This window comes from Cohnella lupini, from assembly GCF_003386205.1.
GTDB classification, from domain to species: domain Bacteria; phylum Bacillota; class Bacilli; order Paenibacillales; family Paenibacillaceae; genus Cohnella; species Cohnella lupini.
Window position 1 is genome coordinate 40772 of the sequence record NZ_QRDY01000012.1, and the last position, 13607, is coordinate 54378.

General features: G+C 51.1%; 14 protein-coding genes. 2 read left to right on the forward strand and 12 right to left on the reverse strand.

Annotation, left to right across the window (positions count from 1 at the left end):
- Nucleotides 1-42: 42 nt before the first annotated feature.
- The 4 genes from DFP95_RS18940 to DFP95_RS18955 all read right to left on the reverse strand — a co-directional run bounded on the left by DFP95_RS18940 (nucleotide 43) and on the right by DFP95_RS18955 (nucleotide 2029).
- A complete protein-coding gene (locus DFP95_RS18940) occupies nucleotides 43-378 on the reverse strand; it encodes a hypothetical protein (RefSeq protein ID WP_115994245.1) in 336 nt (111 codons plus the stop codon).
- A 90-nt stretch (nucleotides 379-468) separates the two neighbouring features.
- The gene (locus DFP95_RS18945) at nucleotides 469-1239 is read right to left on the reverse strand and encodes a sigma-70 family RNA polymerase sigma factor (RefSeq protein WP_115994247.1); all 771 of its coding nucleotides are present in this window, start codon (nucleotides 1237-1239) and stop codon (nucleotides 469-471) included.
- On the reverse strand, nucleotides 1236-1676 hold the full coding sequence (gene rsbW / locus DFP95_RS18950) for an anti-sigma B factor RsbW (protein ID WP_115994248.1): 441 nt from the start codon (nucleotides 1674-1676) through the stop codon (nucleotides 1236-1238). Before rsbW ends, DFP95_RS18945 begins: the two co-directional genes overlap by 4 nt.
- 32 nt (nucleotides 1677-1708) lie before the next feature.
- Nucleotides 1709-2029, reverse strand: a complete 321-nt coding sequence (locus DFP95_RS18955) for an STAS domain-containing protein (protein ID WP_115994250.1) — start codon at nucleotides 2027-2029, stop codon at nucleotides 1709-1711.
- A 256-nt stretch (nucleotides 2030-2285) separates the two neighbouring features.
- Between DFP95_RS18955 and DFP95_RS18960 the strand changes: the two genes are divergently transcribed.
- Nucleotides 2286-3512 (forward strand): NAD(P)/FAD-dependent oxidoreductase, encoded by a 1227-nt coding sequence (locus tag DFP95_RS18960; RefSeq protein ID WP_115994252.1) that lies wholly within the window; start codon nucleotides 2286-2288, stop codon nucleotides 3510-3512.
- A 126-nt stretch (nucleotides 3513-3638) separates the two neighbouring features.
- On the opposite strand, the gene DFP95_RS18965 is transcribed toward DFP95_RS18960, so the two are convergent.
- The 8 genes from DFP95_RS18965 to DFP95_RS19000 all read right to left on the reverse strand — a co-directional run bounded on the left by DFP95_RS18965 (nucleotide 3639) and on the right by DFP95_RS19000 (nucleotide 13035).
- On the reverse strand, nucleotides 3639-4121 hold the full coding sequence (locus DFP95_RS18965; protein WP_115994253.1) for a general stress protein: 483 nt from the start codon (nucleotides 4119-4121) through the stop codon (nucleotides 3639-3641).
- A gap of 103 nt (nucleotides 4122-4224) precedes the next feature.
- Nucleotides 4225-5859 (reverse strand): ATP-binding protein, encoded by a 1635-nt coding sequence (locus tag DFP95_RS18970; RefSeq protein WP_115994254.1) that lies wholly within the window; start codon nucleotides 5857-5859, stop codon nucleotides 4225-4227.
- A 22-nt stretch (nucleotides 5860-5881) separates the two neighbouring features.
- Nucleotides 5882-6721 (reverse strand): CheR family methyltransferase, encoded by an 840-nt coding sequence (locus DFP95_RS18975; protein ID WP_115994256.1) that lies wholly within the window; start codon nucleotides 6719-6721, stop codon nucleotides 5882-5884.
- The gene (locus tag DFP95_RS18980) at nucleotides 6718-10377 is read right to left on the reverse strand and encodes a response regulator (protein WP_115994258.1); all 3660 of its coding nucleotides are present in this window, start codon (nucleotides 10375-10377) and stop codon (nucleotides 6718-6720) included. The genes DFP95_RS18975 and DFP95_RS18980 overlap by 4 nt, the downstream gene beginning before the upstream one ends.
- Nucleotides 10374-11534, reverse strand: coding sequence for a PP2C family protein-serine/threonine phosphatase (locus DFP95_RS18985; RefSeq protein ID WP_115994259.1), 1161 nt, complete (start codon nucleotides 11532-11534; stop codon nucleotides 10374-10376). Before DFP95_RS18985 ends, DFP95_RS18980 begins: the two co-directional genes overlap by 4 nt.
- A gap of 118 nt (nucleotides 11535-11652) precedes the next feature.
- Nucleotides 11653-11976 carry a YflT domain-containing protein gene (locus DFP95_RS18990; protein ID WP_115994261.1) on the reverse strand — a complete coding sequence of 108 codons (324 nt, stop codon included), beginning with the start codon at nucleotides 11974-11976 and terminating at the stop codon, nucleotides 11653-11655.
- 89 nt (nucleotides 11977-12065) lie between these two features.
- Nucleotides 12066-12548: a hypothetical protein gene (locus tag DFP95_RS18995; protein WP_115994263.1), complete on the reverse strand. Its 483-nt coding sequence runs from the start codon at nucleotides 12546-12548 to the stop codon at nucleotides 12066-12068.
- Between the two features lies 1 nt (nucleotide 12549).
- On the reverse strand, nucleotides 12550-13035 hold the full coding sequence (locus DFP95_RS19000) for a DUF948 domain-containing protein (protein WP_181907514.1): 486 nt from the start codon (nucleotides 13033-13035) through the stop codon (nucleotides 12550-12552).
- Nucleotides 13036-13211: 176 nt separating this feature from the next.
- Between DFP95_RS19000 and DFP95_RS19005 the strand changes: the two genes are divergently transcribed.
- Complete coding sequence (locus DFP95_RS19005; RefSeq protein ID WP_115994267.1) at nucleotides 13212-13376, forward strand: DUF1328 domain-containing protein; 165 nt, start codon at nucleotides 13212-13214, stop codon at nucleotides 13374-13376.
- The last annotated feature ends 231 nt before the right edge of the window (nucleotides 13377-13607 follow it).

The window sequence follows — 13607 nt, forward strand, 5'->3', positions numbered from 1 at the left end:
GCTCGGACACCGGCTAAACGTTCTTATCGTCTTGTCTTCAAATCAGGCTTCGTGCAGCAAGGCGTTCTTGTCGAGCATGTCTCTCATGTCTTCCACGCTTATATCCTTGTCTAGAAGCTCCGGCACGGGGATCGACTGCATTCCGTCCTTCTGAAAGTTCGAGCTCTCCAAGTGATAACCGTATTCCTTGATTAACGTATACACCTTGCAGAACTTTTCGGCCGCATCGACTGCTCTACCCAACGAAACGTATTCGGCAAGCTTGTTTCCGAAGCTGAGCGGATTTACCCGGGAACCGATCGTGAGATGGAACCCGTCTTCCTTCTCCAATACGAAAATGTCGCTTTCCGAGCATGGGATCCGATATTTGACCGTCATGATCTCCAACTCCTTTGCGGATATATACAACGTCCGGTAAGAGTTATTACACACACTGGGTAGGGATGAAACGGTCGAAGCGGCCTATTTTCAAATCTCCTCGGCATCCTGGATGAAGCCCTTCAGCTTATCGATCGCGCGCTTCTGAATGCGGGATATGCTCATCTGCGACACGCCGAGCTCGTCGGCGATCGAACGTTGCGACAGCCCGCTCTCGAAAACCAGCATCAGCACTTGGCGCTCTTCCGGCTTCAACTGCTCCATCGCTTCTTGCAGGTCCAGCTTTCTTTCCAATACCGCGAAATCGTCGGCCGGCGAACCGATCAATTCGCCAAGAACGGCCGTATTATCGTCATCGGAGATCGGCGTGTCTAACGAGACGTAGTGGTATAGGTCGCGACCGGCCAGTATTTCGAGCGTCTCTTCCGTCTCTAATCCTAGATACGCGGCGATTTCATCGATATTCGGAGACCGCTCCAGCTTGCTCATCAGTTCGTCGATAGCCTGCTGGACTACAAGTCCCTTTTCCTTGATTCTCCGGGGAACTTGAATGTACCACGACTTATCCCTTAGATAGTTCTTCATGTGCCCGATAATGCTCTTCATCGCATAAGGCTCGAAAGGCATTCCGAGCGTCGGATCGAACTGCTTGAGCAACCGGAAAAGGGACATCTGACCCACTTGGAATAAATCGTCGTACAGATCCGGACGGTTACGCGACATCTTGTTGGCGGCCATCTTCACCATCGGCTCGTAATTCCGAATGAGCTGGTCCGCTAATTCGTTGCTTAGTGATTTCTGATATTCAAGCAATATCGCAATCGCGTCGTCGGGCAAACGCGCGGAGTGGGATACGCTCATGCCGTCTCTTCGGATTTCATCCGTTTCTTCGTTAATACGACCTTCGTTCCGCCCTCATGTTGGACTTCCACCCGGTCCATAAGCGCCTGCATCAAGTATAGACCTAATCCGCCCGACTGGATCTCTTCAATGGACTTCCCGTGCAGCGAAGGCGATTCCTTGTTGTCCGCCAGCGTAAAGCTTCGGCCGAAATCCCGAACCGTAATGGACAGCTCGTCGGCTTCGGACAAAAACTGAACTTCGATTTTGCCGTCTTCCCCGCCGTAAGCATGAAGCACCGCATTATTGCAAGCCTCGGAAACCGCCACCTTCATATCCTCGATATCCTCGAACGAAAACTTCATTTTGCTTGCTATTCCATACAATGCAAGACGAACCAGATCCACGTATTCCGGTAATGCGGGCACGGTTAGCGATACGTTTCTTTCTTTTGTCATGGGAGTCTCTCCTCATTCCTCTCTACGTGTAATTATTCCGCCTTAGCCAGAAAAGGGGTGATCCCCGTCATATCGAACAGCTTGCGTATATGGGTCGGAACGTGCTCTACGTCGAAAGGGGCGTTTCGCGCATGTCGCGCTTTAACGACGGATATGAGAATTCCGATACCCGTGCTATCGATGTACTTCAGATCCTGCAGGTTCAAGGTCAATCTGCGATCGGCCAACTCGATAAGCGGTTCCATCGCCGCCCGCATCTGCGTAGCGACCTCCAGATCGAACTCTCCTCCAACGAACACGATCGTTTGACCTTCCCGATTTTCCGTGCGGAGCGTAAATTTATTTGTAACCATGAACAATCTCCCTTCTTCCTATTCCATGGACGTTCTCTTGAGTCTGTTAGAAACTACTCTAATTTTGTTATAACCCGTTTATCGGATCTTTGAAACAGAAAAAGAGGAGGTCGACGAAAAGTTTCAAGGTTTAGGGGTCGTGGTAAGACCGTAATAACCCGATCCGACGAATAATTCCCGGAAATGGGTAAATCGTAATCATTAGCGCTTTCAGCTCTTTGGAAGCTCTCATTTCCCAAGAAGAGGTGCCCCGCGCATGAGTCTACATTTCGGATCTCTATTCTGGCCTAGCACTTATCCCGATCCGACCCGTTTTCCCGCGTTGAAAGCCCGTGGGAAAACGCGTGCCGTTATCGTCGGCGGAGGCATGTCGGGCGTCATGTGCGGCTATGTGCTGGCGCGCAGCGGCATTGACGCCGTCTTGATCGAACAAAATACGATCGCGTCCGGAAGCACCTCGGCGAATACGGGATTATTGCAATATTCCAATGACAAAATGTTAAGCGAATTCGTCGATCAGATCGGCGAAGACGACGCCATACGGTTCTATAAAGCCTGTAAACAGGCGGCCGAGCAGCTAAACAACATCGCCGAGGGATTGCGGAGGGAAGTCGACTTCAAGCGTCGAAGCAGTCTCTATTACGCCTCGACGCCTAAGGATGTACCCTCTTTACGAAAAGAATTCGATATGCTTCATGGAAATGGTTTCAGCGCGGAATGGTGGGACGAAGAACAAATCGCAGCTCATTTCCCTTTTCGCAAAGCAGCCGCCATAGTAACGCGAGGAGACGCCGAGGTAAATCCCTTTCTGTTCGTTCATGCTTTGGCGGAAGAAGCCGCTCTTAGCGGCTTGGCCATTCACGAGAAAACCGCGTTGTTATCCGTCGACAAATCCGCGAGCGGATATGTCGTTAAGACGACCGAGGGAGAGATCGAGACGGAACATGTCATATACGCGGTCGGGTACGTACCGGAGCAAGCCGGCGGACGATGGATCAAAGCGCAGATCAATCGTTCTTACGCCATCGTCACGGATCCTGTTGCCTCCTTGTCGGAATGGCATCAACGTTTTCTGCTGTGGGAAACGGAAAGACCTTACCTCTACATAAGAACGACGACGGACAATCGCATCATCGTCGGCGGCTTGGACGAGAATATCCGTCAGCCCGTGTTATCCGAATCGGAGCTTCATAGCCGGTCGATGAGGTTGATGTCCGAGCTCCATCTCATGTTCCCGGACTTAACCCCCGAAATCCGTTACGAATGGTGCGCAACCTTCGGAGAATCCGAAGACGGGCTTCCGTGGATCGGCGAAGATCCGGATCGTCCCGGTCAACACTACTGTTTGGGTTATGGAGGCAATGGCACCATATACAGCATGCTTGGTGCAGAGATCATCCGCGACCGCCTTCTAGGCGTGGATAATCCCGTTGCGCCGATCGTTCGTCCCGACAGGACAGTTACCGTTTCAAGCCAGACTTGATGGAACAAAACGAAGCCCGCTCATTCCCACAACCAATGGTGGAAACGAACGGGCTTTGTTCATTCAATCTCGTTACTAAATCCGGATTCTTCGACCGCGAATGGAGAAATAACCTATTCTTACTCGTCAACCCAAGACATCAGCCCCGGCATGCTTAAGCAGACTTTGAGAACTAATATCCGAGTCCGCATCAGACACGAGAACGTATTTCCCATTCTCGATCGCATGGCCGCACCGTTCCGCGGATTGGCTTGGAATTCCGATAGCCCGAAGGATTCTTTCGCTATCCGGAACATCGTCCGAACCGAGTCCGGCGAGAATGACGCCGGACGGTCCCGAGCTGCTTACGGAAGTACTGCCCACCGGATAACCCGCCGCGATAGGCGCGACGCCGAGCGGGAAGCTCCCGTCATCGTCGTGACTGCGAGCCGATTCGATTCTGTATAACTCCTCTATGTTAACATTGCCGTCTGAAGCCAGCATCGGAGCGCCTTCCCTGTTATTCACGACCACCCGGATCTCGTCTTGATCGACCCCCGCTTCGCGAAGCAGCCGAATAGCGTCCAATACATCCTCTTCCTTCTCGAAAATACCGATAGATATCGCCATGTTATACCCTCCATTCACGTATTGCCCTCTGCGAGCTTATATACATAGGTATACCCTGAACGAAGCGCTTTGAATCGATTATCCTGCATTTACGAAATCGCCGTTAAGCGGGCAATGTAGGCGACCAATCGAAAGGAGCTACCGAAATGGCGCAGACAAAATGAGCCCCCGGTCCTTCCTGCTTCTCCAACCGGATTTCTCCGCCCATCGCTTTGGCAAGGGCATGGCTTACCGCAAGACCCATGCCCATCCCGCCGAATTTGCGAGTGAGGGACGAATCGAGCTGGGAGAACGGCAAGAACAACAATTCTCTTTTCTCCTCGGGAATTCCTATGCCCGTGTCTTTGATCGACGTTTCCAGTTCTATTTTGTCGGTGTCCCCAACCTCCGGCTTCTTCGCACGCACCGAGATTTCGACGCCTCCTCGCGAGGTGAACTTCACCGCGTTTCCGATAAGCCGCGACAGAATTTGCCTGTATCGCAGGGGATCCCCAACGATATATTCCGGAACGCTCGAATCGAATTCGCATTTCCACTCGAGCGATTTTTGTCCGGCTTCCTCTTCGAAGGATGCCATCGCGTATTCGATCGTCTCCCGTACGGAGAAGGGCTGCACGTCAAGCTCCAGCTTGCCTGACTCCAGTTGGGTAAACTCCAAAATATCGTTCATTATCGTTAACAACCGACCGGCATTCTCCCTAATCGCTTGCGGGAAGGCTCTTTGCTCTTCCGAAACGGAAGACTCTAGGAGCAACTCGCTCATTCCGATCAATCCGTTCATCGGCGTGCGGATTTCATGACTGATGACGGCCAAGAACTCGCTCTTGGCTCTAGACGCCCTTTCGGCTGCGTTCTTCGCCTCCGTTAACTGGCGAAGAGTGCCTTTGCGCTCCGTAATGTCCCGTACGGTGCAAGCGAACAAACGTTGTTGGTTGATCACGGAATCTCCCAATTGGATCTCCGCTTCGAAAGCAACCCCGTTTCTCCTAACCGCGACCATCTCGCTTACGAGTCCGGTCAAATACCGTGCGTCGCTTGCCGAACCTTGTAGAGCGGCAAGGTTAGGCCTTCGCATTTCGGCTAGATTGGGAAGCACCAGTTCCGCATTGACCCCGATCATATCCGCGGCGGGGTAACCGAAAAGTCTCTCCATAGCAGGATTAACCGACAAAATGATTCCTGCTCCATCGAAGGTAAACATACCGTCGATCGAGGTGTCGAATATCATTCTGGATATGGCTTCCTCGGTAGATAGATCGTAGGTTACCCTTAAGAGCTCCATATTTACCGCTTCAAGCTCCGCTTTCTGTTCATGCAGCTCGTTACGTTTCGCTTCCAGCTCGCGTTTATTCTGATACAGCCTTACGAAAGCCGCTATCTTGGCCTTCACGATCGACGGAGTAATCGGTTTGACTAAATAATCGATCGCCCCCGCGGAGTAGCCTTCGAATTGATCAACCGTATCCCTGCTTGTCGCCGATATAAAAAGAATCGGAGTGTCCCTCGTCTTCTCCCTGGCTTTGATCAACCGAGCGGTTTCGAACCCATCCAACCCTGGCATTTGGACGTCCATGACGATGACCGCGAAATCTTCCCGTAGCAAATACCGCAGCGCGGCTTCTCCGGAGTCTGCCCGAACCAAGCGATAGCCTTCCCCCGCCAATGTCGCTTCCATTACGAGCAAATTTTCAACGTGGTCGTCCACTAAGAGCAGCGACACGGGTGTGACGTCAGGCAACTCGCCCCCTCCTTTCTTACGATTAACGAATTTTCCTGAATATCCTTTGCTGATCGTTCCAGGTTTCGTATCGTTCGGCCACCGGCGTGAAAGAGATGGATTCTTTGCCCCCGACGATCAAAAAACCTTGCTTCGCCAGGCTTTCGTAGAACAGCCGATGGACTTGGTCTCTAAGCTGAGCGTTAAAATAAATCATGACGTTGCGACACATGATGACGTGAAATTCATTGAAAGATTGGTCGGTTACCAGGTTATGCCGAGCAAATACGATATTGTTTCGAAGATAAGGCTTCAGCATCACGATTCCATGATCGGAAGCATAATAATCCGAAAATGATTGCGCTCCTCCGGATGCTTGATAGTTCTTCGTATACAGCTTCATATTGTTAATCGGAATGATCCCGTCTTTGGCTCTTTGCAAGGCATTCTCGTTGATGTCTGTCGCATAGATGCGAGTTTTGTCCAGCAGGCCCTCTTCATGGAGCATAATGGCCATTGAATGAACTTCTTCGCCCGTCGAGCAGCCTGCATGCCATATCCGAATATAGGGAAGATTCCGCAATAACGGAACGACTTCCTTCCTGAACGCTTGGAACATGTCGGGATCCCGAAACATTTCCGTTACGGGAATGACGAGATCTCCTAGCAGACGGAGAAAAGTATCCGAATCATGCATTACCCGTTCCTGCAGGAATGAAACATTAGCCAGTCCTTCCAGATTGATCCGGTGCCAAATGCGCCGGCGGATCGAAGCATAGGAATAGTTGCGAAAGTCGTACCCGTATCTGCGATAAATCCCTTCCAGCAACAAGGTGATTTCGATTTTCTCCAGTTCGCCTTCCGAGGATTCATGCTTACTCATCGATGTAACCACACTCTCATAAGGGATAGAAGTTGATCCGTATTCACCGGCTTCGTAATATAGTCCGAAGCGCCGGCTTCGATGCATTTATTGCGATCGTCCTTCATGGCTTTGGCAGTCAACGCGATAATCGGGATTTTGTTCCATGCTGAATTTTCCCTTATCCGCTTCATCGCTTCGTACCCATCCATTTCGGGCATCATGATATCCATCAAGATCAGGTCGATATCGGTCTCCGTCTCTAGCTTGCTTAAAGCTTCCAGGCCGTTCTCCGCATAGACGACTTTCATGTTTTTATGTTCCAGCACGCTCGATAAGGCGAATACGTTACGGACATCATCGTCGACGAGTAATATTCGTTTGCTGTCGAACGTGGCTTCATGTCGATGCAGCTTGCTCAGCAGACTTCTCTTGTCTTCCGGAAGCTCGGATTCCACCCGATGCAGGAATAACGCGGTTTCTTCCAGCAGACGTTCCGGCGACTTAACGTCCTTAAGAATAATGGAATCCGAGAAGTGCCGCATTTTCGTGACGATTTCGTCGTTCTCCTCGTTGCCTCCATGCACGATAATCGGAATTTTCCTTAGCTCATCCGAGCGTTGGATGCGATCCAGAAAATCGATTCCGGATCCGTCCGGCAAGCTGGAGTCCAATACGATGCAATCGTAGGACAGTTTTTGCAATTCGTTCCATGCGCTTTCCGCATCCGGAACGGCTATTACGTTAACGTCATCGTAGACGATCAGCTTAGTCAGGCTATCGCGCATATCCTCCTGCTGCTCAACAAGCAACAGATGTTTAGGCTTACGCTCCAGCACCTTCGCGAGTTTGAGGAACACCTTGTCCAGTTGTTCACCGGTTGCCGGCTTCTGAAGATGGTCGATCGCTCCCATTCGCAGCCCTTGCGAGGATTGTTCGACGACGGAAATCACGTGCACGGGGATATGGCGAGTCTGCGGATCGCCTTTCAGTTCGATAAGAACCGACCATCCGTCCGTCACGGGTAATTGGATATCGAGGATGACCGCATCCGGTTTCAAGGATTTGGCTAATTCGAGCCCCTCGTCGCCTTGAATGGCGATTACCCCTTTAAAGCCTCGCGAATGAGCCATCTCAAGAAGTACCTTGGCGAAATTGACGTCGTCCTCGACGATAAGCAATACCTTGTCTTCCTTGGCCAGAGTTGCGCGGTCATCGTCAGGCTTGACTTCCGGTTGAACCGCTACCGTCGTTTCCGAGGAAATGGCCGTAAGCTTGGAGGTGTAGTTCCCCTGTAGCTCCTCCATAATTGGAGCGTTATCTTGGATTCGTTCGGGAACGACAAGAGTGAACGTACTCCCTTCGTCAACCTTCGTCTCCAAGTGAATCCAACCGCCGAGCAGATGGGCAAGCTCCCTGCTGATCGTAAGCCCAAGGCCCGTACCTCCGTATTTCCGGCTGGTCGTACCGTCCGCTTGCTGGAAGGCTTCGAAAATAAGCTCGCTTTTGTCGCTGGCGATGCCTATACCCGTATCGGTAACGGCTATCGCGACATAATCAACATCTCGCTTCCAGTTGCTCGAACGTAGCTCGTTCTCGTTAGGTTTGCGAATTTCGACGGAGACGGAACCTTGATCGGTAAATTTAATCGCATTGGATAGCAGGTTTCGGACGATCTGCTTGAGCCTATGTCCATCCGTCCAAATCGCTCCCGGAGTATCTTCGGAACGCTCCAGAACAAGCTTCAGATTTTTCGAATCGGCCATCGGCGTATAGAGATGGTCTAGGAACGTAGCGATATCGTCCAAAACCGTCCATTCCGGATGGATATCCATCTTCCCCGCATCCACTTTGGATAAATCCAATATTTCATCGATCATCTTTAGAAGATCGTTGCCCGAGTAATGTATCGTGCGCATATACTCGCGCTGCTTGTCCGTTAAGTTCCCTTCTTTGTTTTCGGCAAGAAACTCGGAAAGAATAAGCAGGCTGTTCAACGGAGTTCTCAGCTCATGGGACATATTCGCCAGAAACTCCGACTTGTATTTGCTGGTCAACGCCAATTGAATAGCTTGGCGCTCTAGCTCGGAATTGGCTTGCGCGATCTGGCTGTTCTGCTTCTCGACCTGTTGGACGTGTTGCTCCAATGCCTGAGTCTTGACCGTCAGCTCTTGATTCGCGTGCTCAAGCTCTTCCTGTTGCTGCTGCAATCGATTCTCCGACTTCTTCAACTCGTTCCGCTGGCTCTCCAGCATATCGTTCGTCTCCCGCAGCTCTTCCTGCTGGCTGACGAGTTCTTCCGACTGGGCTTGAAGCTCTTCCGTCATCGCCTGCGATTCCCTTAGCAATTCTTCTACCCGCTGGCGAGACCGCATATTGTTGATAATCGTTCCAAGCCTATCGCTTAGTGCCTCGAGCAATTCGCGGTTTTCCGGGCTGAAGCCCGTTAATGAAGCTAGCTCGATGACTCCGATAACCGTGTTTCCGTACTGTATCGGTTGAATCATAAGCGCCTTAGGCTCAGCATCCCCGAGACCCGAGCTCACCTTCATGTATCCTTGCGGCATTTCATCGACCACTATTGGTTTCGCATCCCTATAGCTCTGTCCCGTCAGTCCTTCTCCGGAATGAATGAAATGCGGTGCCGTCGAAAGCATCCCGCTCCCGTCATCTCCCGACTTCGCGTACGAGCCGTTCAATTCCAATCTCTTCGTTCCCGGGGCTGGATCGTTTAGATAGAGAAGCCCGTATGAAGCGCCGAGCACCGGCGCGAATTCGGAAATAAAGGACTGCGAGACTACCTTTACGTCGGAGTCCTCCTGCAATAATTCCGTCACGCGGGCAATTTGTTCGTTCAATCGCCCTTGCCTTCTCTGAACCTCGGACAACATGGCTTCCCGCTCATTCTTGAGCTGCAGGTCGAGGGCGATTTGCTTGAACACCTGCGCCAATTGCCCGAGCTCATCCTGCGACTTGATATCGAATCGCGCGAACCCCTTAAGCCGGCCTTTGCCGAACCGATCCGCCATCCGACCCAACAAATGAAGCCCTTTCGTAATGCTCGGGAAAACCCAAACTACGATTCCCAGCCCGAGCAGCAAACCTACGATCGTAAAGATCGCCACCATTCGGACGGACCGATCATACAAGCTTTGCGATTGCTCCATTTCCTCTTTCAAGGCGATTTCCTGGGTTTTCACCAGCCCGTCCATCGAATCGATGACTTGCCTTTGCTCGTTTCGGAGCTTGTCCGCATATAATTTCTTAGCCTCTTCCACTTTGCCTGTTTGAAGAAGCTCGATAAATTGTTTCAATGATGCCGTGTAACCCTCGGCCGTTTTCATGATACCGTTCATTTGTTCCTGTTCGGAGCTGTTGAGCTCCAAATTCTGCAAATTCTTGAATTGCTCCGCCGCAGTCGTTAATCTTGTCGTAATTTCCTGGACGCCTTCGTTTGGATCCTGATCGCCGATCATGATATCGTTCATCACGCGACCGGAGGAATTAATCTCCCCTCTTACCGCTAGGGCCGCGGTGACCTTCTCGAAGCGGTTGTCGTAGAAATGATTGATGGAATGATGCATTTGGCTTAAACGTTCGTAACCGAACGAAGTCACGCCTAACAAGAGCAAAAGCAATAAAGTAAATCCGATCGTCAATTTCGACTTGATTTTCACGGCTTCGCTCCTCTCGGTATGACTTCGACTTTAACCAAGCACCGATCGTCCGATCGTCCGTCTAAAGGCTTGATAACGATTAATTGTTCGATGCTGGCTTCGTCTTCTCTGGCTTGATGCAGGAAGGATGCCAGCTGTTCCAGCTGTGTTTCGTCATCCCCTTGGAACGGACTTAAGATGCCGTCCGTAAACAGATACAAAGAATCGCCGGGCGACAGCGAAATGCTTCTGGAAACGATCTCCATAGAATCGAACATGCCAAGAGGCGCGGAGCTAACCGAAAGCCTCTCCGGAAGCGACGCTTCGGCATTGTATAGCAATCCCGCCGGATGCCCTGCATTGGCATATTCCAGCGTGCGACGTTCCAAATCCAGCGTGACGTAAATACCCGTACAATAATAATGGACCAATTCGTTCTCCCACTGAAGCCCCATTAGCCTACGATTGATCTCCGCGAAAACCTTGTCAGGGGACCAGAGCGTTCTCATGGACTCCTTCAAGATAGAAGCGATGAACATACTGACGAGAGACGATGATATTCCGTGTCCCATGGCATCGATAACGGCGATCGCCCAACGATTGTCGTCGATTTTATGCCATGCATACAAATCCCCGGCTAATTCCTCCGAGGCTTGAAAATAAGCTTTAATGCGTAAATTCGATTCCTCGATTTTGTCCGGCAATACGGATTCCTGCACTTGGCGGGCGAGCAGAAGCTCCTGCCGCATCCGGGAATCCCGCTCTTTGTGCCAATCCAGCTCGCGTTTAAGCTTGAGTGCCGAACGAATTCTCGCGAGCAGTTCCGTCTTGTTGATCGGTTTCGTCACGAAATCTATTGCCCCCGCGTCGAGCGCTTCAGCTAACTTCCGCGAATCCCCGATCGCGGTCACCATGATCACGGGAATATCCTTGAATCGAATATTTGCTTGCAGCCTGCGGCAGGCTTCGATCCCGTCCATTGCAGGCATCATTAGATCTAGCAAGATAAGATCGATATTCGGAGTCGCGATGGCGTTGCCTTCTCCATGATTATTGAGCAACTCGAACATTTCTTCCGCGGAATAAGCCACGCGAAAGTCATCGTATCCCGCCCTTTTCAGCATTTCTTGAATTACCATGACGTTCATAGCGTTGTCGTCCACGATCAATACGGTCATCTTTATCTAATCTCCTCGTGAAATCGTGTTTACGCGCGTTAAGCCCAAGCAACAAACGCGAATAAGGAATGAGCGACGTATTTACGTCCTCATTCCTTATTCCCATATGCTCCCGAGCTTAGTGGCGAGCCATTACCAGCACTTTGCCGTTATCCAATTCCGCCTCGTACATGCTCGCTTCGTAAGAATCGAAACCCATCGATTCGATTTTGTTTCGCAACACGTCTCCGCGATTTCGAAACAAATTCGCAATCGTTTCGAACATGCCCTCTTCCGATAAGCCGACCTTGTTCGTATCCGCTACCTCGGCTATCCGGCTCGTTTGATCGCTTTCGTGCGCCAGAACGTATATTTCTTTTTCCGTAAAGCCTTGTCGATGCAGGTCGTTAACGACATCGAACGCTTCCAGACCGTTATTTACTAGTTTAGCATAAGCTTTCATGTTTTCTCTCCTCCTCTTTCGCCTTCTCTGTATGCTTATTATTAAACCTAATACTATTTACTGAAACATGCGCATCATCGTCATTTTTATTACAAATTGCAAGGATCGGAGAACAAATCCAAGGAAACGGGATCTCCGTTCTCGTTGACGAATACTTTAAGAGCTTCGGCGCCATGCACGATCCCCCAACCGTCATCCGCCTCGAACTCCGGCCGGCCGAGCGCTTGCCGTAAATCTTTGTTTCCCATCGGAATCACTTGGCCATCCAGGTTGGCTTTTTTGGCGTTTACCGTCACTTGAACGAAGGAGACGATCCCGTCGCACATTCCGACGTTTTTTTCTTTGTCGTATATCCACGTATCGCACTCGTTCAACCAATCGCCGGGCGTTATTTCAGTCGGTCTGCCCCATGCCTCCTTAACCTCCCGCGCGGTTGCTCCCAGCTGAATTCCGTCCAATTGCCATTGCTTCGGGGGACTCGTCGGTTGGATCACGGCCGCAGGAACCGCCGCAGCCGGCGCCGTTCCGCCGTTCACGATCGAAGAAAGCAGAATGAGCCATGAAATCAACATGTTAGAGGTCCTCCTTCGCGTACGATTGAGCTTGCTCCTTTTGCTGGTGCAGCTTCCAACCCTTCTGTATGCTCATGGCTACCCGCGAACCCATCGCCGCCCACTGCAGCCAAGAAGGAGTCATATCCTTTTTCTCCATGGAGGCGGCTTGCTTGCGTATCGAATGCGTAAAGCTGTGAGCGGCTTCCCTTGCCGTACCGGTCACTTCGCTTAACATGATGCCCACGTCCTGCACGGCGCTGAACAAGGGATCCGTCGATTGCAGCTTACCTCTGATGTCGCCCGCGACGTCATTAACGTTCTCGGCCAATTTCTTGACTTCGCCTTGCAGTCCTTCGACGGTTTCCTTCACTTCCTGCAACGCGGATTGAGCGGTCACCAGCGATCGCTGCGCCGTCTTCATTAAAGAAATCAAAAACCCGCATAATACGACGAACGCGACGACGGCAATCGCTATGCACCATGTCATGATATCGTTGTTTTCCACAAGCAGCCCTCCACTATTCTTAAATCGTTGTAAACTAACCTTACCCATGGCGAAGACGTCCCGAAACAAACGCGGCGAAAAGATTCATTGGCCGACGAGCGGGGTAACCAAGGACTAACACGGGATTCGGTCGAAGCGAAAGCGAAAGCCGGGTCTTCATCTAAGGAGGAATTGCTATGTTGCATTGGGCATTGATATTTCTGGTCGTCGCCATCGTCGCAGCGATATTCGGATTCGGAGGACTTGTCAGCGCCGCCGCCGGAATCGCGAAAATCCTGTTCTTCGTCTTCTTGGTTCTATTCATCGTTTCTCTTTTCACGGGTCGTCGCGGCAGGGCTTAATGCTAAAATTTATGAGCTAAAGTTAGGGACAAGTCATATGGATATTAGTTGCAGTAAATTCCTTTTTAAGGTAAAGTAGGCTTTAGCATAAGCCATCTGTCCTCCCTTCCGCTTCATATCCGGGGCAAGCCGATCTGCCGATCGCAACAGAACATTGCAGCCTACTTTTCCGAAAAAGAAACTCTAACCGATACAGACGCTTCCCTACGCTTTCGCGGTCCGGGAGGCGTC